Here is an 18902-nt window from a genome sequence, read left to right as displayed (position 1 = left end):
AAGAACGTTCTTTAAAGTTATAAAGGCTACCTCGAAGGGTAGCCTTTTTTTATTTAATTCAGCGTAAGCTAAATTATGATAAAAAAAGAAACCCACTTCAATGAAGTGGGTTTCTTTGTATAGGTTGAATGAAAAATGATTACATCATTCCTGGCATACCGCCACCCATTCCTTGTGGCATACCGCCACCAGCTCCTTCTTCAGGAATATCAATTAGTGCGCACTCTGTAGTTAAGATCATACCGCTTACAGATGCCGCATTTTCTAAAGCTACACGTGTTACTTTTTTAGGATCTATAATCCCTGCTTTCAACATATCTACGTAAGTTTCAGTTTTAGCATCGTAACCAAAGTCTTTCTTACCTTCTAAAACTTTATTGATCACTACAGAACCTTCTCCACCAGCATTTTCAACAATAGTTCTTAATGGAGATTCGATAGCGCGAGCTACGATTTGAATTCCCGTACCTTCATCAGTATTATCAGCTTTTAGCTTATCTAATACAGCTTTAGCTCTAACTAAAGCAACACCTCCACCGGCAACAATACCTTCTTCTACAGCAGCTCTCGTTGCGTGTAAAGCATCATCAACACGATCTTTTTTCTCTTTCATTTCAACTTCTGAAGCAGCACCTACATAAAGTACAGCAACACCACCAGCAAGTTTAGCTAATCGTTCTTGAAGTTTCTCCTTGTCATAATCTGAAGTAGTACTTTCTATCTGTGCTTTAATTTGGTTCACACGATTCTTGATAGTGTCATTATCACCAGAACCATTTACGATAGTTGTATTGTCTTTATCGATGCTTACTTTTTCTGCAGTCCCCAGTTGTTCTAGAGTTGCATTTTCTAAAGTGAAACCTCTTTCTTCAGAGATTACTGTACCGCCAGTAATAATAGCAATATCTTCTAACATTGCTTTTCTACGATCTCCAAATCCTGGTGCTTTAACAGCAGCAATTTTTAAAGAACCTCTTAATTTATTCACCACCAAAGTAGCTAAAGCTTCTCCGTCAACATCTTCAGCAATAATTAATAAAGGCTTACCGCTTTGTGCTACTGGTTCTAAAATTGGCATTAAATCTTTCATCGTAGAGATCTTCTTATCAAAAATCAAGATGTAAGGATTCTCTAAATCGGTAGTCATCTTTTCGCTATTTGTAACGAAATATGGAGAAAGGTATCCTCTGTCAAACTGCATTCCTTCAACAACATCTACATAAGTTTCAGTACCTTTTGCTTCTTCTACAGTAATCACTCCTTCTTTTCCAACTTTAGCAAAAGCTTCAGCGATCAACTCACCAATTAATTCGTCATTGTTAGCAGAAATTGAAGCTACTTGCTTAATTTGATCTGAAGAGCTTCCTACTTCTTTAGTTTGCTTTGCTAAGTCTTTAGTAATAGCTTCAACAGCTTTGTCTATCCCTCTTTTTAAATCCATTGGGTTAGCTCCTGCTGCTACATTCTTAAGACCTTCTTTTACGATAGCTTGTGCTAATACAGTAGCGGTAGTAGTACCGTCTCCTGCTAAATCGTTAGTTTTTGAAGCTACTTCTTTTACCATTTGAGCTCCCATGTTTTCTAAAGGATCTTCTAGCTCAATTTCTTTTGCTACAGAAACTCCATCTTTAGTTACTACTGGTGCTCCAAATGATTTGCTTATAATTACATTACGACCTTTTGGTCCTAAAGTTACTTTTACTGCGTTTGCTAAAGCATCTACTCCGCGCTTAATCCCGTCGCGTGCTTCAATATCAAATTTTATATCTTTTGCCATTTTTTATTTTTTTTGTTGAAACGTATGTTTCGAATAATTAGAATTAAATTTTAGAGATGAGAATTATAGAATTCCTAAGATTTCATCTTCTCTCATAATTAAATAATCTTTCCCATCTAACTTAAGCTCTGTACCAGAAAATTTTCCGTAAAGAACAGCGTCTCCTGTTTTTACTGTCATATCATGATCTTTGGTACCTTTACCAACAGCTACGACTTTACCTTGTTGTGGTTTTTCTTTGGCAGAATCTGGAATATAAAGACCAGATGCCGTTTTAGTTTCTGCAGCAGCAGGCTCTACGACAACTCTATCAGCTAGAGGTTTAAATTTTAATCCCATTGTTTTAATATTTTAGTTAAAAATTATTTTCATAGTTGAAACATAACAGACGAAAATTATGCCAAGTGATTTTCTTCTGTCAAGGGCAAAAAAAAATGCCATCTTGTCACAAGACAGATGGCATTTTTATATAAGGTAATAAGTTTTATTCTCTAATCCCTCCTTCGTCGTTAGAAGCTGGAGTTTCTGTAGTATTTGCTGGGACAGTAGTTTGAGTGTCGTCACCCATAATTCTAGATTCTGCAACTCCATTACCATCCATTATTGCTAAATTAGATAATAATATTAGCACCAACAGTACTGTAGCTAGAGTCCAAGTACTTTTATCTAAAAAGTTGGTGGTGTTTTGAGCACCTCCTACTTGAGTACCTCCTCCTCCAAAAGATGAAGATAATCCTCCTCCTTTAGGATTTTGTACCATGATAACGACTACAAGCAAAAATGCTACGATAACGATTAAGACTAAAAATATTGTAAATGTATTCATTGTTATTTGTTTTCTTGTAATTTTTCGATCGCTCGAATTTGGTCTGCAAATAAACCACTTTTTTCGGGATTTTTCAAAATTAATATTTTAAATGCTTGAATTGCTTTAGAATAATTTTTCTGTTCTAAGTAAACTCTAGCCAAAGTTTCAGTCATTAAGCTTGTATTGGTAGGCTCTGAACTAATTTTAATCGGTTTAGCTTGATGTTCTTTTGAAGGAATAATTTTAGGTTTTTTCTCAATAAATTCATCAATTAACTTAAAGTTATCGTTAGATCTCTGGGAAATATCCTCTTTTTTGTCAATTGGCTTAATAGGTTTTGAAGAGGTAAGTTGAAGCCATTCAGTAAAAGAATGCTTTTCTCTAGAGGTGAATTCTAAAGGTTTACCTTGTTCTAAAGCATCTTCCTCTACCTTTTCCTGTTCAATTTCTTCCTCTTTAGAAGAAACTTCTTGAAATAAATACGGATCTAATACCTGATTGGCTTCCGTTAAGTTCATTTCTAAATTTTCATCTTTCTCATTCTCTAGATGATTTCTATATTTTATTTTTTCTGAAACCTCTTGTTGATTAAAACTTTCAGAAATAACGTAATCAAATAAAACTTCCCGGTTAGTGGTGTAAGCTGCAGTCTTTTTTAGTTCAAGATTATAATTAAAGCTATGATGCTGTTTTAAGGCTTTTATTTGAATGGCTCTGGCAGATTGAAAATAAGGAAATTGTTCCAACAAAAGTTGATAATCCCTCAAACTGCTTTCTGGCAACGAAGGATTGTTTTCTAAGTGCGAGATGTACTCTTCTTTTGTCATAAATAAATTACCAATCGGTTAAAGAAGCATTAAAAATATCTTGGTTGATTCTTAAGTAAATTTCTTCTAAAGCGGTATCTAAGGTAGAACCGACTAATTGCTCATTTGCAGGATAGTCATAATAGAAAGAAAAACTTCGTTCAAAATCCTTTTCAGGTTGTTTGTTATTAAAAAATCTAACATTTACCGCTATGGTTAATCGGTTTTGGGCTGCTGTATTTTGACTCGTAGAGGTCATAGGCGCAATATAGTATTGCGTAATTTCTCCTTCGTAAATTAAATCTCCCCCTTCATTGGTTAAATTTAAACTGGTTTGGCTGTTAATAAAATCTTGCAATTGATTGGTGAAAATTCTATCTATCCCAGGCTCAATTAAACTGGCGTTGTTTTGAAAAAAATTGACTTGGAAGGTTTTTGCATCTCCAATATCGGCTCCGGAGAGAGAGTAAATACCGCAGCTAGAAAGTAGTAAAGCAATACTGGCTAAAAAGCTAATTTTTAAATTTCTTATCATAATAAAAGGAGATTCTATAAATCGTATTGTTTTATCTTTCTGTATAAGGTGCGTTCACTTATTCCCAACTCATCTGCTGCAGCTTTTCTTTTTCCGCTATGGCGTTCTAGCGACTTTTTGATGAGTTCTAATTCTTTATCTTGTAATGAAAGCGTTTCTTCTTCTTCAATTTCTTCCGCGAAAGCGTATTTGTCTTGCTGTAAAGAAGCATTGTTTTTCTCTGGAATTTGAAGTACTTCCATTTGTTCTTCTAACTCTTCTTCATATTGTTCTTGCTCTTCAGAATCGCCATATATTTTTTGAATCAGACTTTCATTGTCATTTTTAACCTCATCATTATTACCGTTACGCATTAATTCTAACGTCAGTTTTTTTAAGTCGTTAAGATCACTTTTCATATCAAAAAGAACTTTGTAGAGAATTTCGCGTTCATTGCTAAAATCACTTTCCTTTTTCTTTTCGTTAATTACTGCAGGAAGATTCGAGCCTTGATTAGGTAAATAACCGTGCAAGGTTTCTGAAGTAATTTCTCGCTTTTGTTCTAAAACCGATATTTGTTCTGCAACGTTTCTTAATTGTCTAATATTACCAGACCAACGATATTTAAGCAGCATTTGCGTAGCAGCATCGTCTAATTTAATCGCTGGCATTTTATATTTCAATGCAAAATCTGAAGCGAATTTTCTAAACAATAAATGAATATCATCTTTACGCTCGCGCAATGGGGGAAGGTTAATTTCTACGGTACTTAAACGGTAGTATAAATCTTCTCTAAACTTCTCCTTTTTTATAGCTTCAAACATTTCTACGTTTGTGGCAGCCACAATTCTTACGTTGGTTTTTTGCACTTTAGAAGAGCCGACTTTTATAAACTCGCCATTTTCTAATACTCTTAATAAGCGAACTTGAGTGGTAAGAGGTAATTCTCCCACTTCATCTAAAAAAATGGTTCCGCCATCGGCAACTTCAAAATAACCGCTTCGAGTTTGTGTAGCTCCGGTAAAAGCACCTTTTTCGTGTCCAAAAAGTTCACTATCTATGGTTCCTTCGGGAATAGCTCCGCAGTTTACAGCAATATATTTGCCGTGTTTTCTATGTGATAAAGAATGAATAATCTTAGGAATACTTTCTTTACCTACACCACTTTCTCCAGTTACCAATACCGATATGTCGGTAGGAGCCACTTGTATGGCTTTTTCTACCGAGCGATTAAGAGCGGCATCGTTTCCTATAATTCCAAATCGTTGTTTTGTTGCTTGTACTGATTCCATATTTGTTTTCCGTCAAGCGGAATTTAATTGTTATCTGAATATCCTACGGGAGTTCCTATTAAAGTTGCGCTAGTACAATCATCTATGTGTACCATTACAAAATCACCAACTTTATAATTTTCTTTAGGGAAAACTACCGTGGTGTTTTGTGTATTTCTTCCACTCCAGTGTAAATTAGATTTCTTCGATTCTTTTTCAATAAGGATTTCTTCTACTTTGCCTAAATGCGATTGCGTTCTGTAAGCTGCATGTTCTCTTTGTAGAGCAATTATTTCGGCAAGTCTACGCTGTTTAGTTTCTTTAGGAACATCATCTTCTAATTTTCTTCCAGCCATGGTTCCTGGTCTTTCAGAATAAGCATACATAAATCCGAATGCGTATTTTACTTTTCGCATTAAGGAAAGCGTGTCTTGATGATCTTCTTCAGTTTCGGTAGGGAAACCAGCAATCATATCTTGAGAGATAGAGCACTCAGGAAGGATTCGCTCAATATTATCTATCAATTCAAAATATTCTTCTCTCGTATGTAAGCGGTTCATTTTCTTTAAAATACGGTTGCTTCCGCTTTGAACAGGTAAATGAATCGATTTGCAAATATTGTCGTGCTTGGCCATCGTTTCAATAACTTCTACTGTCATGTCTTGCGGATTAGAAGTAGAAAAACGAATTCGCATTTTAGGATGTGCTTTGGCTACCATTTCTAACAAATTGCAAAAGTTAACCGAAGTGGCTTTTTGCATTTCGGTAGCTTTTTCAAAATCCTTCTTTAAACCACCGCCATACCAGAGGTAACTATCTACATTTTGTCCTAATAAAGTAATTTCTTTATATCCTTTGTTGGCTAAGTCTTGTACCTCCTCTAATATACTTTGCGGATCTCTACTGCGTTCTCTACCGCGTGTAAAGGGAACTACACAAAAAGTACACATATTATCACAACCACGTGTAATTGAAACATATGCCGAAACACCATTAGATTGAAGTCTAACAGGAGAAATATCTCCGTAAGTTTCTTCTTTAGATAGAATAACATTTACGGCATTTCTACCTTCTTCAACTTCTTGAATTAAGTTAGGGAGATCTTTATAAGCATCGGGACCTACAACGAGATCTACAATTTTTTCTTCGTCTAAAAACTTTTCCTTCAAGCGTTCTGCCATGCAACCCAATACACCAACTTTCATTTTTGGATTGATTTTTTTTACGGCATTATATTTTTCTAAGCGTTTTCTTACGGTTTGTTCGGCCTTATCTCTAATAGAACAAGTGTTGACCAAAACTAAATCTGCTTCTTCTAATTTTTGGGTAGTGTTAAAACCTTCTTGTGTAAGAATAGAAGCCACTACTTCGCTATCGCTAAAGTTCATCTGGCAACCATAACTTTCTATAAATAATTTTTTAGTATTGGTTGCTTTTCCTTCTAATATGAGGGAGTTCCCTTGTTTACTTTCTTCAATAACCTTCTCCATAATCTATTGTAATCCTAAAATTGAGAAAGCAAAGATACAGTTAAAACAAAATTCTGACAAACTGACAGCCTTGAATTTTGAATGAAGCAACAATTTAGTATACGAATACTGGTAAAAAGGTTTTTCTTATTTGAAAATTTAACTGAGAATGAATTCATATAAAGACTTTATTTTTGCTAAATGAATTGTAAAACAATACGTTTTCAAATATCATTTTTACACTTAAAAGCTTCGTTTTAAAAAATTCATATACTTTTGCATTTCGAAAAATAACTATTATGGCGAAGAATTTAGTGATTGTGGAGTCCCCTGCAAAGGCGAAAACCATTGAAAAGTTTTTAGGTAAAGATTATAAAGTAGAGTCTAGTTTTGGACATATTGCAGATCTTCCTACCAAAGAACTAGGGGTAGATGTAGAAAAAGATTTTAAGCCTAAATATGTAGTTAGTAAAGATAAAAAGGACGTCGTTAGAAAATTAAAAAAACTAGCAGACAGTTCAGAAATGGTTTGGTTAGCAAGTGATGAAGACCGAGAAGGAGAAGCAATTGCTTGGCACTTAGCAGAAGAGTTAAAACTCGCTAAAGAGAAGACTAGACGTATCGTTTTTCATGAGATTACTAAAAATGCCATTTTAAAAGCTATCGATAATCCTCGAGAAATAGATTACAATTTGGTGAATGCTCAACAGGCCAGACGTGTATTAGATCGTTTGGTGGGGTATGAGCTTTCTCCTGTTTTGTGGAGAAAAGTAAAAGGTGGTCTTTCTGCAGGGCGAGTGCAATCGGTTTCTGTACGATTAATTGTAGAGCGAGAAAGAGAAGTACTCGATTTTAAAACCGAAGCTTCGTTTAGAATAGATGCAGAGTTTTCAACTTCAGACGGAAAAAGTTTTAAAGCAAAAATCCCAAAAAACTTTTCTAGTAAAGCTAAAGCGGAAGCTTTTTTAAAGGAAAATATAGGAGCCAATTTTAAGGTAGCAGATCTTACTAAAAAGCCAGCAAAGAAAAGTCCGGCGCCACCATTTACCACATCAACACTTCAGCAAGAAGCTGCACGAAAATTATATTTTTCGGTAAGCAAAACGATGAATATGGCGCAACGTTTATATGAAGCAGGTCATATTACTTATATGAGAACCGATAGTGTCAACCTTTCTGATGAAGCAAAAAAAGGCGCCGCACACGAAATTAATTCCGCTTACGGAGAAAAATATTTAAACGCTAGAAACTACAAGGGGAAATCTAAAGGCGCTCAAGAAGCACACGAAGCGATTCGACCTACGCATTTTGAGAATCATAGCGTTCCCGCAGAAAGAGATCAGCAACGTTTGTACGAATTAATCTGGAAAAGAGCTATTGCTTCACAAATGAGTGATGCGCAGTTAGAAAGAACCAATGTAAAAATAGAAGCCGATACACACGAAAAGCAATTCACGGCAAATGGTGAAATGCTAAAGTTTGATGGATTCCTAAAAGTATACTTAGAAGGAAAAGATGACGAAGAGGAAGAGCAGGCAGGTTTGTTGCCAGCAATGAAAAATGGTGATACTTTAAATAGTGAATATATCACGGCTACAGAACGATTTACAAGACCTCCATCTCGTTATACCGAAGCATCTTTAGTAAAGAAATTAGAAGAATTAGGAATAGGAAGACCGTCTACTTATGCGCCAACCATTTCTACTATTCAAAATAGAAAATACATTGAAAAGGGTTCTATTGACGGAAAAGAGCGAGAATATGTAAAATTTAAGCTTAAAGCAGATAAAATTGTAGAAAAAACCTTATCGGAAATGGTGGGGAGCGATAAAGGAAAATTAATCCCAACCGATGTAGGAATGGTGGTTAATGATTTCTTGGTGCAGCATTTTAGTAATATCTTAGATTACAACTTTACAGCAAAAGTAGAGCAAGATTTTGATGATATTGCCGAAGGAAACGAAAAATGGACGGAGATGATGAATGAGTTTTATGACGAATTTCATCCTACTGTAAAAGATGTTGCCGAAAATGCAGAAAGGGAAGTAGGAGAACGTGTGTTAGGGAAAGATCCTAAATCTGGAAAGCCAGTAAGTGCACGTTTAGGAAAGTTTGGGCCGATGGTTCAAATAGGAAGTGTAGAAGATGAAGAAAAACCTCTCTTTGCGAGTTTAGGCCCAGATCAAACGCTTTCAAATATTACCTATGAACAAGCAATGGATTTATTTAAACTTCCAAAAGAAATAGGGGAATATGAAGGGGAAGCTGTTGAGGTGAATAATGGTCGTTTTGGACCTTACGTTAAATACGGTAAGAAATACGTTTCTTTAGATAAAGGAGAAGATCCGTTGGATGTTACTTTTGATAGAGCAATGGAGTTGATAAAAGCTAAGGAAAAAGCAGACGCACCTATTTATGAGTATGAGGGAATGGGAGTGCAAAAAGGTGTAGGTCGTTTTGGGCCTTACTTAAAATGGAATAGCATATTTATCAACGTTAATAAAAAATACGATTTTGATAATCTATCAGAAGACGATATTGTAGAGCTTATAGAGGATAAAAAGCGCAAGGAGCGAGAGAAAGTAATACATAATTGGGAAGAAGAAGGAATTCGTGTGGAGAAAGCGCGTTGGGGTCGTTTTAAAGTGATAAAAGGTAAAACTAAAATAGAATTACCAAAAACTACAGATGCAGAAGCTTTAACCTTAGCTGAGGTGAAAGCGATGATAGAAAAAAAGGCACCTAAGAAGAAAGCAACAAAAAAGAAAGCACCTGCAAAGAAAAAAACAGCTGCCAAAAAAACGACCACAAAAAAAGCTAAAAAATAAATATGAATATTGATTTTTTTAAACCGATAGATTTTGAAGAGTTTTTAGAATCTTTAGAAAAATCTCCTTCCCTATTGGGAAATCAAATTAGTACTTATGTAAAGGGCGAAGATTTCCCAAACTTAGAGCAAGTAAAGGTAGCTATATTCGGGGTTGTTGAAAATAGACGAGACTCAAAAGCTGATAAAGAATATTTCGATTTTACAGCCATACGTAAAGAATTTTATCAGCTTCATTCAGGAAATTGGGATATAAATATAGCAGACCTCGGAGATATTATTGCAGGTGATAGCGTAGACGATACCTATTTCGCTATAAAGTCAGTAACTTTTGACTTGTTAAAACGCAATATAATTCCCATTATACTTGGCGGAAGTCAAGATCTAGCCTATGCTCAATATAGAGCGTATGACGATTATGGTTCTATGGTTAATTATGTAAATGTTGATGCTAAATTTGATTTAGGAAATACAGATGCGCCAATCACTTCTACTTCGTACGTAGGGAAAATGGTGGTAAATGAGCCTTACAACCTGTTTAATTATTCTAATCTAGGGTATCAAACTTATTTTAATTCTCAAGAAGAAATAGGTTTACTTGAAAAATTATATTTTGATGCTTATCGTTTAGGTGAGGTAGCAAACAATATCTCTATTGTAGAGCCTGTTTTTCGCAATGCTAACATGGCTACAATAGATATTTCATGTATAGAAGGCGCTGTGTTGGGTAATAGAAATATATCTCCTAATGGCTTTAATGGCAGGGAAATATGTGCTCTTGCAAGGTACGCTGGAATAAGTGATGAGTTAAGTAGTTTTGGTTTGTATCACTTAGATTATTTGGAGAAATCAAAAAATAGTACTATGTTGGTATCCCAAATTTTATGGTATTTTATCGAGGGAGTTATTTATAGGAAAAACGAAAATAATTTAGCAGCCAAAAATAATTTCATAAAATACCAAGTGCCCGTTCAAGACGATATTTTAGTTTTCTATAAGAGTAATCTTTCTGGAAGATGGTGGATTGAAATCCCATATTCTACAAATTTTAACAATAAATTAGAGAAACATACGTTATTGCCTTGTACATATCAAGATTACGAGGAAGCTTGTAATCAAACCATTCCTGAACGCTGGTGGAAAGCGAGAAGGAAAAATGAGTTGTAAAATATTAGTAATTTATACTGAAATTTAACAATTTTTTAAATAAAAAATTGTTTTTTTGGAAATTATTAGATAGGTTTACGCCCTTAAATTTAGATCATCTTAACCTAATATAGTTATGAAGAAAGTTTTTTCAATTGTTGCCCTTGTATCTTTTTTAGCAAGTTGTGGAGGAGGTACCCAGGGTCAGTTAGTCGGTGTTAAAGGTAAAAAATGGCATTCGGAGAAGCCTTACGGTATGACTACCGTTCCTGGTGGGTCGTTTATCATGGGTAAATCTGATGACGATATAGCTGGGTTAAATAATGCACCTACAAAAACCGTAACCGTTCGTTCTTTTTATATGGATGAAACCGAGATTACAAATGCAGAGTATAGACAATTTGTAGTTTGGACTCGTGACTCTGTAATCAGACAGCGTTTAGCTGAAGAGGCTGAAATAGCTGGTGGTGGAAGTGGAGCTCAAGGTGGTGGAGGTAACAATGGTGCTTCTATTCAAGATTATGCCTTTAAAGGTTCAGCTAACAATAATAATAATGGGGGTGGAGCTAATGGAGCTGCAAGTAACGAAACACCTTATCAACAGTACTCGAAGCATTATGATCCTAATAACCAGCGTTTAAACTGGGAGGTTGATTTGCTTTGGAAAACAGAAGAGTATCCAGACGAATCTTACGTTTATGTGATGGATGAAATGTATCTTCCTATGGAGCAGTCTTATAACGGTCAGCGTCTTATGGATGTTACTCAGTTCAAATACAGTTATAAGTATATGGACATTGAAGGTGCTGCAAGATCAAATGGAGATCGATCTAAATTTATTAAAAGTGAAGAAGTAGAAGTTTATCCGGACACAACGGTATGGGTGAAAGATTTTAATTATTCGTATAATGAGCCAATGCATAACGATTACTTCTGGCACGCAGCATACGAAGATTATCCTGTAGTTGGAGTTTCTTGGGAGCAAGCTAAAGCATTTTGTGATTGGAGAACGTTACTTCACAATGGATATAAGGTAGAAAAAGGTCAGCAGAGAGTTAGACAATATAGATTACCATCTGAAGCAGAATGGGAGTATGCGGCAAGAGGTGGTTTAGAATCAGCTACTTATCCTTGGGGAGGTCCTTATTCTAAAAATGATAGAGGTTGTTTCTTAGCAAACTTTAAACCTTTGAGAGGTGATTACGCGGCAGATCAAGCTTTATATACTGTTGAGGCAGAGTCTTATGAGCCGAATGATTACAACTTGTATAATATGTCTGGTAACGTTGCAGAATGGGTGAATTCATCTTATGATGCAGCATCTTATGAGTATTATTCTTCAATGAATCCTAATGTTAATGATCCAGAAAATGAACGTAAAGTAGTTCGTGGTGGTTCTTGGAAAGATGTAGCATATTTCTTACAAGTAAGTTCTCGTGATTATGAGTATGCGGATTCTTCTAGAAGTTATATCGGATTCAGAACGGTACAGGATTACTCTTCAAATGATTTAGATTTAAACCAACCCCCACAATAAAAATTTAATCTCAAATTAAATATTTAACTATTAAACTTAACTTAAACAACTAAAACTTAAATTATGGCAAAGTCAAAAAAAGGAGCAAAAATTATGAACATGGTGTACGGTCTAGGTGCAGCAGTAGTAATTATAGGAGCATTATTTAAAATTATGCACTGGCCTTATGCAAACCCGATGCTTATCGCAGGTCTTGTTACAGAAGCATTAGTATTTACTATTTCTGCATTTGAACCAGTAGATGATGATTTAGATTGGTCTTTAGTGTACCCTGAATTAGCTGGAGGTTCAACTTCAAGAGTAGCAAAGAAAAACGATGTAAAAGAGGTAGAAGATTCTCTTTCTAAAAAATTAGACTCAATGCTTAAAGAAGCTAAAATTGATGGGGCTTTAATGAGCAGTTTAGGAGATAGCATTAAAAACTTTGAAGGTGCAGCAAAAAATATGGGTCCAACAGTAGATTCTATGGCATCTCAAAAGAAATATAGTGAAGAGATGACTTTAGCTGCGGCTCAAATGGAATCTTTAAATAACTTATATAAAGTTCAAGTAGAATCAGCTTCAAAACAAGCAGAAGTAAACCAAGCTGTAGCTGATAACGCTGTTAAATTAAGAACAGAAATGGAAAGCTTAACATCTAACTTGTCTTCATTAAATGGAGTTTATGGAGGTATGTTAACTGCAATGCGTCCAGGAGCCTAATCCATAATTAATCATATAAATAAATTAAGATATGGCAGGAGGAAAACAAACCCCAAGGCAGAAGATGATTAACTTAATGTATTTAGTATTCATCGCAATGATGGCACTAAATATGTCTAAAGAAGTACTTTCTGCATTTGGATCAATGAATGAAAGCTTTACAGAAGCTAACGAAGCAGCTACAGTGCGTAATAACGCGTTTAATGCTGGTTTAGCAGAGAAAGCTGCAGAACAACCAAAACAATATAAGCCATTACAAGAAAAGGCAGCTACTATTAGTGCCGCTTCAAGTGATTTATATAATTTTTTAGCAGAATTAAAAGCTGGAGCAACGAAAGAACTTGATGATCCTAAGGATTATGAGGCTATGGATAAAGCAGACTACTTTAATGAAGTATTTTATAAAGGTGGAAAGTTACAGCCAAAAGGTGAGGAGTTTATCTCTAAAATGAATTCTTATAAAACTACAGTTGTTTCAACTTTAGGAGATGGATATGCTGACATCAAAAAAGATGTTATGAGCAAGTTCTCTACTGGAGATGAAAACAATAAAGTTGTTGATGGAGAAAATGTAAAAAAAGACTGGTTAAGCTATCACTATGAGGGTTTTCCATTAGTAGCATCATTAACAAAGATGACTAAAATACAGGCAGACGTTAAAACTACTGAAAGCCAAGTATTATCAGCTATGTTACAAGGACAACAAGCATCTAGTCTTTCTATGAGTAACTATGAAGCTATTGTTATCCCAGAAAAAACTGCATTTTTTAGTGGTGAAAATTTTAAAGGTAAAGTAGTTTTAGGTCGTTTTGATAACTCTTTAAGTTTTGATAAAGTTATCATTAATGACAACGAGATGGAGAATCCTGGTACAGGAACTGTAAATCTTGATTTCGCAGCAGGTAATGTTGGTCAACAAGAGATTAAAGGTTTACTTCAGTTTAAAGAAGGAGATTCTATCGTTGATTTACCATTTACAAGCTCATATGCAGTAATTCCTAAGCCAAATTCAGCTGTAATATCTGCAGATAAGATGAATGTGGTTTATCGTGGAGTTAAAAACCCAATGACTATATCTATTCCTGGAGTACCTTCAGTGAGTGCAAATGGTCCCGGTTTATCTAGCGCAGGAGGAAACTCTAAGTATGTAATGGATGTAACTAGTATTAAAGCTAAGGAAGTAAAAATTAATGTATCTGGTAAATTACCTGACGGAACATCTGTTAGTGATAGTAAGGTTTTCCGTATTAAGGAAATTCCAAGACCTATTGGTAATGTTGCAGGTAGAGATGCTTCAGGTGGAGCTATTAGAATGCCAAGAAATACGGCTTCTGTTGCTCAAGTAAGTGCTAAATTACCAGATTTCGTTTTTGATTTAAATCTTAACGTAGTTAGTTTCCAATTCCAAGTACAAGGTAAACCTCCAGTTACAGTGACTGGAAATAAATTAAATGGTGCTGCAAAAGCGGCATTAAATGGTGCGCCAAGAGGTGCAGTAGTGACTTTGTTTAATATTAAGGCTAAAATTGTAGGAAATTCTTCTTACACGCTTCCTAATATTTCACCAGTCTTTATTGAACTTACAGATTAAAATATAATTTATGAAAAATAGAAAAATTTATTCTTTGGTGGTGTTTTTTAGCTTGTGCTTTGTAGGCGTAGGTGTAAATGCTCAATCAAATCTTTTAAATGCCAAGACTGTTGATAGTATAGGTGTAAAAACTAAAGCTCAAATTAAAAGTGATAATGATGAACCTCTAGAATATGGGTACATTGATGATAGAGATATACTTTGGTCAAAAACGACTTGGGAGTATATTGACTTGAATCAAAGAATAAATTTTCCTTTGTTATTTCCGTTAAGGGAAACACCAACAAGAAGACCTTTATTTAATGTGATCAAAGATGCTATCGAAAAGGATAGTGTTAATATATATAGAGATTCTTACTTTATGAATAAGTTAACCACTGTAGAAATACAAGATAACTTTAAGATGAAAAGAATTACAGATATTGGTCAGCAAAGAATTAATGAAGGGGTGCACGAAGATTCTTTACAACTTGGTATGGGAGAGATTGTAGAATCTGAGCTTAAACCTGAAGATGTTAAAGGATACCGTATTAAAGGATATTGGTATTTTGATAAGAGACAAGGTGAATTAAGATACAGACTTATAGGAATTGCTCCTATGGCTTTATCTGCATCGCTTAAAGCGGAACTTCAAGTTGCTTCACTTAGTGGAACTCAAATGACTGATGAACAGCGTCAGGCTTTATCTGAACCGGTTGAGTTATTTTGGGTATTTTATCCAGAGTTGAGACCTGCTTTACATAAAGCAAAAGTTTTTAATGCAAAAAATACTTCACAACCTATCACTTTTGATCATTTATTAAATTCTAGAAGATTTGATGCTATGATTTATAAAGAAGATAACGTTTATGGAGATAGAGAAATTGATCAATATATGGTTGAAAATTCTTTAATGCAATTATTAGAATCTAACAGAATTAAAGATGTTATCAGAAACTTTGAGTCTGATATGTGGAATTATTAATATTTTTCATACAAAATTAGAAAGCACCCTTTTGGGTGCTTTTTTTTATTACAAGATATATGGATAAAAATCATTTTGATGTTATTGTTGTAGGTTTTGGTCTTTCGGGTTTAACTGTTACAAAAAGATTAGAAGAACAAAATAAAAAGGTTTTAGTGATCTCTGGTCAATTTCCTACTGCCTCTCGAGTAGCTGGGGGAATTTGCAATCCAGTGGTTCTGAAAAAATTTAATCTGGCATGGAATTCTGAAGAGCTTTATAAAAATGCTGTACCTTTTTATAAAGGGTTTCAACAGCAATTTCAAGAAACCTTTTACATTGAAAAGCCAATTTTGAAAATTTTTAATTCCATAAAAGAACAAAATGATTGGTTTTCAGCTTTAGGAAAACCAATTTTAGATAATTTTCTTGTGGAAGATTTAATGGTAAATAAAAACATCTCATTAAATGTTCCTCATAAAATAGGATCTACTAAGCATACTGGATTACTTTATGTGGCTAACTTATTAAATTCCTATAAGGAGTGTCTAATTAAAATAGATTGTTTCTTAGAAGAAGACTTTACTTTTACTGATTTAAATGTTGAAAGTGAGGGTGTGAGGTATAAAAATTATTCAGCCGATAATATTATCTTCTGCGAGGGAGCTTACGTGAATCAGAATCCTTATTTTAACTACTTGCCTATAGAAGGTAACAAAGGAGAGTACATTACTATTAAAGCTCCTAATTTAAAGTTAGATGATATCGTAAAAGGAAGTTTTTTTATGATTCCGAAAGAAAATGATACCTATAAAGTAGGAGCAACTTATAGCCGAGATTTTGAAGGTGTTGATCCTACAAATTCAGCGAAAAATCAACTGATTGAGAAGGTCAAACAAATGATTAATTGCGATTTTGAGGTGATAGATCAAGAAGCAGGGGTTAGACCTACGGTTACAGATAGGAAACCTATCATTGGTTCACATCCTAAATACGCCAACGTATATATTTCTAATGGTTTTGGGAGTAGAGGTATATTATTCGCTCCAACAGTTTCTAAGCAACTAGTAGAGGCTATTTATTCCGATAAGGAAATCCCTAAAGAAATAAACGTTTCACGATTTTATAAAGATTTTGATGAAGCCCCTTCTTTATAACTAAAAAAGAAGTTGATCCATATGTTTCTAGATAGTCGAGTAATTATAGGCATTAAAATAATCAAAGCTCCTATAATAGCAAAAAACGATACCAGTAAACCAGCTCCAAAAAAATAGTGAGCAATAATAAAAACGGCAGTAGAAAATGCAACTCCAACTGCATAACTTACATACATTGCTCCATAAAAAAATGAAGGTTCAATCTTGTATTTTGTTTGGCAATGAGAGCAACGCTCTTGCATCTCAAAAATAGCTCCTAATTTATAAGGGTTACTTTCCTTATACATACTTTCTTCGTGACAAACAGGACAATATCCAGTAAGAATACTGTAAATTTTAGTTCCTTTAAATAATTGCATAAGCGTTGGTATTACGTTACAAAAATAAGGATATTTGCATGATAATAACGTCACTTAAGTTACATAAATGCTAAACATTCATAATTTATCTATTTCCTTTCAAGGAGAATACCTTTTTCAAGAAATTACCTTTCGTTTAGGTGCTGGAGACCGTGTGGGACTAGTAGGAAAAAACGGAGCGGGAAAATCTACTTTACTAAAAGTATTGGCTAGAGATTTTGAACCAGATACCGGACAAATCGCTTATGAGAAAGATATTAAAATTGGTTTTTTACGCCAAGATATAGATTTTGAAGAAGGTAAAACGGTGCTTGAAGAAGCTTACCAAGCATTTAAAGGAATTAAAACCTTAGAAGTTCAGCTCGATAAAATTAATCACGCTTTAGCGGAAAGAACCGATTACGAGAGTGAAGCTTATCATCAACTTATGATTGATGTAAATGACGTACAACATCAATATGAAATTTTAGGAGGATACAATTACCAAGGAGATACCGAAAGAATTTTACAAGGATTAGGTTTTAAAAGAGAAGATTTCAATAAACAAACAGATACTTTTTCGGGAGGATGGAGAATGCGTATAGAATTAGCAAAACTCTTACTTCAAAATAACGATATCCTACTTTTAGATGAGCCTACCAACCATTTAGATATAGAAAGTATTATATGGTTAGAAGATTTCTTAAAAGGCTACTCTGGTTGTGTGGTTATAGTTTCTCACGATAAAATGTTCTTAGATAATGTAACCAATAGAACTATTGAAATTTCTTTAGGGAGTATTTATGATTATAATAAACCTTATACTAAATATTTGGTATTAAGGAAAGAACGCAGAGAACAACAATTAGCTACTCAAAAAAATCAGCAAAAAGAAATAGAAAATACAGAGAAGCTTATTGAAAAGTTTAGAGCAAAGGCTTCAAAAGCATCGATGGCTCAATCTTTAATAAAAAAATTAGATAAGATAGATCGCGTAGAGGTTGATGAGGATGATAACAGCGTTATGACGCTAAATTTCCCAGTTTCAGTAACTCCAGGAAAAGTTGTGGTTGAAGCTGATAAGATTTCTAAAAACTACGGCGACAAGAGTGTGTTGCAAAATATAGATTTGCTCATAGAAAGAAACACTAAGACAGCTTTTGTAGGGCAAAACGGACAAGGAAAGTCTACGCTCGCAAAAATTATAGTTGGTGAAATAGAATATGAAGGTGGTTTAAAGTTAGGTCATAATGTGAAGATTGCATACTTCGCTCAAAATCAAGCAGAATACCTTGACGGAAATAAAACCGTACTTGATACCATGATCGATGAAGCTAATGAAACCAATAGAAGTAAAGTAAGAGACATTCTAGGGGCTTTTCTATTTAGGGGAGATGAAGTAGAAAAATATGTAAAGGTTCTATCTGGAGGAGAGAGAAATCGCTTGGCTTTAGCAAAAATGTTGTTGCAGCCGTTTAATGTCTTGGTGATGGATGAACCTACCAATCACTTAGATATTCAATCTAAAAATGTACTTAAAGAAGCTTTACGGAAGTTTGAAGGAACTTTAATTTTAGTTTCTCACGATAGAGATTTCTTACAGGGACTTACCAACAATGTATATGAATTTAAAAATCATCAAATAAAAGAGTATTTAGGTGATATAGATGATTATTTGGCTGAGAGAAATGTAGAAAGTTTAAGAGAGGTAGAAAAGCGTACTGAAGTAAAAAAAGCTGAAGAGCCATTAAACCAAAAGTCTTCAAAGCAGTCTTATAAAGATCAAAAGAAGCTAAAATCGCTTCAGAATAAATTGAGCAATATTGAGGCAAAAATTGGGAAGTTAGAGAAGACAATAAAAGAAGATGATGCTAAACTAGCTGCTAATTATGAGAAAACTGCAGCTGACTCTAGTTTTTTTACTCAATACGAAGATAAAAAGAAAGAACTTACTTCGCTTATGAAAGATTGGGAAGAGGTTCAAGAACGTTTAGATCAGTTCAGTTAAGTTTAAAA

General features: G+C 34.3%; 16 protein-coding genes. 8 read left to right on the top strand and 8 right to left on the bottom strand.

Annotated elements, in window-relative coordinates; all coding sequences use genetic code 11:
- Positions 1-139: 139 nt before the first annotated feature.
- From groL to miaB, 7 genes are all read right to left on the bottom strand, one after another.
- Entirely contained in the window at positions 140-1777 is a 1638-nt protein-coding gene (gene groL / locus LX95_RS06650; protein ID WP_111540663.1) for a chaperonin GroEL, read from the bottom strand.
- 63 nt (positions 1778-1840) lie between these two features.
- Positions 1841-2116, bottom strand: a complete 276-nt coding sequence (locus LX95_RS06645) for a co-chaperone GroES (RefSeq protein ID WP_111540662.1) — start codon at positions 2114-2116, stop codon at positions 1841-1843.
- A gap of 145 nt (positions 2117-2261) precedes the next feature.
- Positions 2262-2603: a preprotein translocase subunit SecG gene (gene secG, locus LX95_RS06640; RefSeq protein ID WP_111540661.1), complete on the bottom strand. Its 342-nt coding sequence runs from the start codon at positions 2601-2603 to the stop codon at positions 2262-2264.
- Between the two features lie 2 nt (positions 2604-2605).
- Entirely contained in the window at positions 2606-3412 is an 807-nt protein-coding gene (locus tag LX95_RS06635) for a hypothetical protein (protein WP_111540660.1), read from the bottom strand.
- Between the two features lie 7 nt (positions 3413-3419).
- Positions 3420-3926 carry an LptE family protein gene (locus LX95_RS06630; RefSeq protein ID WP_111540659.1) on the bottom strand — a complete coding sequence of 169 codons (507 nt, stop codon included), beginning with the start codon at positions 3924-3926 and terminating at the stop codon, positions 3420-3422.
- A 14-nt stretch (positions 3927-3940) separates the two neighbouring features.
- Entirely contained in the window at positions 3941-5197 is a 1257-nt protein-coding gene (locus LX95_RS06625) for a sigma-54 interaction domain-containing protein (RefSeq protein WP_111540658.1), read from the bottom strand.
- 23 nt (positions 5198-5220) lie between these two features.
- Positions 5221-6666: a tRNA (N6-isopentenyl adenosine(37)-C2)-methylthiotransferase MiaB gene (miaB, locus tag LX95_RS06620; protein WP_111540657.1), complete on the bottom strand. Its 1446-nt coding sequence runs from the start codon at positions 6664-6666 to the stop codon at positions 5221-5223.
- Between the two features lie 278 nt (positions 6667-6944).
- Between miaB and topA the strand changes: the two genes are divergently transcribed.
- From topA to LX95_RS06585, 7 genes are all read left to right on the top strand, one after another.
- Positions 6945-9473 carry a type I DNA topoisomerase gene (gene topA, locus LX95_RS06615; RefSeq protein ID WP_111540656.1) on the top strand — a complete coding sequence of 843 codons (2529 nt, stop codon included), beginning with the start codon at positions 6945-6947 and terminating at the stop codon, positions 9471-9473.
- A 2-nt stretch (positions 9474-9475) separates the two neighbouring features.
- Positions 9476-10639: a formimidoylglutamase gene (locus LX95_RS06610; protein WP_111540655.1), complete on the top strand. Its 1164-nt coding sequence runs from the start codon at positions 9476-9478 to the stop codon at positions 10637-10639.
- 115 nt (positions 10640-10754) lie between these two features.
- On the top strand, positions 10755-12155 hold the full coding sequence (gene porK / locus LX95_RS06605) for a T9SS ring complex lipoprotein PorK/GldK (protein WP_111540654.1): 1401 nt from the start codon (positions 10755-10757) through the stop codon (positions 12153-12155).
- Between the two features lie 63 nt (positions 12156-12218).
- Positions 12219-12857 (top strand): type IX secretion system motor protein PorL/GldL, encoded by a 639-nt coding sequence (gene porL, locus LX95_RS06600; RefSeq protein ID WP_111540653.1) that lies wholly within the window; start codon positions 12219-12221, stop codon positions 12855-12857.
- Positions 12858-12888: 31 nt separating this feature from the next.
- On the top strand, positions 12889-14448 hold the full coding sequence (gene porM, locus LX95_RS06595) for a type IX secretion system motor protein PorM/GldM (protein WP_111540652.1): 1560 nt from the start codon (positions 12889-12891) through the stop codon (positions 14446-14448).
- A 10-nt stretch (positions 14449-14458) separates the two neighbouring features.
- On the top strand, positions 14459-15412 hold the full coding sequence (gene porN, locus LX95_RS06590) for a type IX secretion system ring subunit PorN/GldN (protein ID WP_111540651.1): 954 nt from the start codon (positions 14459-14461) through the stop codon (positions 15410-15412).
- Between the two features lie 59 nt (positions 15413-15471).
- On the top strand, positions 15472-16548 hold the full coding sequence (locus LX95_RS06585; protein ID WP_111540650.1) for an NAD(P)/FAD-dependent oxidoreductase: 1077 nt from the start codon (positions 15472-15474) through the stop codon (positions 16546-16548).
- On the opposite strand, the gene LX95_RS06580 is transcribed toward LX95_RS06585, so the two are convergent.
- Positions 16515-16907: a DUF983 domain-containing protein gene (locus LX95_RS06580; RefSeq protein ID WP_111540649.1), complete on the bottom strand. Its 393-nt coding sequence runs from the start codon at positions 16905-16907 to the stop codon at positions 16515-16517. The genes LX95_RS06585 and LX95_RS06580 overlap by 34 nt on opposite strands.
- Positions 16908-16974: 67 nt before the next feature.
- On the opposite strand from LX95_RS06580, the gene LX95_RS06575 reads away from it, so the two are divergent.
- Positions 16975-18894 carry an ABC-F family ATP-binding cassette domain-containing protein gene (locus tag LX95_RS06575; protein ID WP_111540648.1) on the top strand — a complete coding sequence of 640 codons (1920 nt, stop codon included), beginning with the start codon at positions 16975-16977 and terminating at the stop codon, positions 18892-18894.
- Positions 18895-18902: the final 8 nt, after the last annotated feature.

The sequence above is a fragment of the Mesonia algae genome, assembly GCF_003253545.1.
Classification (GTDB): domain Bacteria; phylum Bacteroidota; class Bacteroidia; order Flavobacteriales; family Flavobacteriaceae; genus Mesonia; species Mesonia algae.
Note: the sequence above shows the minus strand (reverse complement) of the source record. Positions and strands in the feature narration are given on the sequence as shown.

Excerpts from the sequence above, each read along its gene's own strand:
- porM (WP_111540652.1), top strand. The coding sequence starts at position 12,889 with ATGGCAGGAGGAAAACAAACCCCAAGGCAGAAGATGATTAACTTAATG.
- LX95_RS06610 (WP_111540655.1), top strand. The coding sequence starts at position 9,476 with ATGAATATTGATTTTTTTAAACCGATAGATTTTGAAGAGTTTTTAGAA.
- LX95_RS06575 (WP_111540648.1), top strand. The coding sequence starts at position 16,975 with ATGCTAAACATTCATAATTTATCTATTTCCTTTCAAGGAGAATACCTT.
- LX95_RS06645 (WP_111540662.1), bottom strand. The coding sequence starts at position 2,116 with ATGGGATTAAAATTTAAACCTCTAGCTGATAGAGTTGTCGTAGAGCCT.
- miaB (WP_111540657.1), bottom strand. The coding sequence starts at position 6,666 with ATGGAGAAGGTTATTGAAGAAAGTAAACAAGGGAACTCCCTCATATTA.
- LX95_RS06625 (WP_111540658.1), bottom strand. The coding sequence starts at position 5,197 with ATGGAATCAGTACAAGCAACAAAACAACGATTTGGAATTATAGGAAAC.
- topA (WP_111540656.1), top strand. The coding sequence starts at position 6,945 with ATGGCGAAGAATTTAGTGATTGTGGAGTCCCCTGCAAAGGCGAAAACC.
- porN (WP_111540651.1), top strand. The coding sequence starts at position 14,459 with ATGAAAAATAGAAAAATTTATTCTTTGGTGGTGTTTTTTAGCTTGTGC.
- LX95_RS06580 (WP_111540649.1), bottom strand. The coding sequence starts at position 16,907 with ATGCAATTATTTAAAGGAACTAAAATTTACAGTATTCTTACTGGATAT.
- porL (WP_111540653.1), top strand. The coding sequence starts at position 12,219 with ATGGCAAAGTCAAAAAAAGGAGCAAAAATTATGAACATGGTGTACGGT.
- porK (WP_111540654.1), top strand. The coding sequence starts at position 10,755 with ATGAAGAAAGTTTTTTCAATTGTTGCCCTTGTATCTTTTTTAGCAAGT.
- secG (WP_111540661.1), bottom strand. The coding sequence starts at position 2,603 with ATGAATACATTTACAATATTTTTAGTCTTAATCGTTATCGTAGCATTT.
- LX95_RS06630 (WP_111540659.1), bottom strand. The coding sequence starts at position 3,926 with ATGATAAGAAATTTAAAAATTAGCTTTTTAGCCAGTATTGCTTTACTA.
- LX95_RS06585 (WP_111540650.1), top strand. The coding sequence starts at position 15,472 with ATGGATAAAAATCATTTTGATGTTATTGTTGTAGGTTTTGGTCTTTCG.
- groL (WP_111540663.1), bottom strand. The coding sequence starts at position 1,777 with ATGGCAAAAGATATAAAATTTGATATTGAAGCACGCGACGGGATTAAG.
- LX95_RS06635 (WP_111540660.1), bottom strand. The coding sequence starts at position 3,412 with ATGACAAAAGAAGAGTACATCTCGCACTTAGAAAACAATCCTTCGTTG.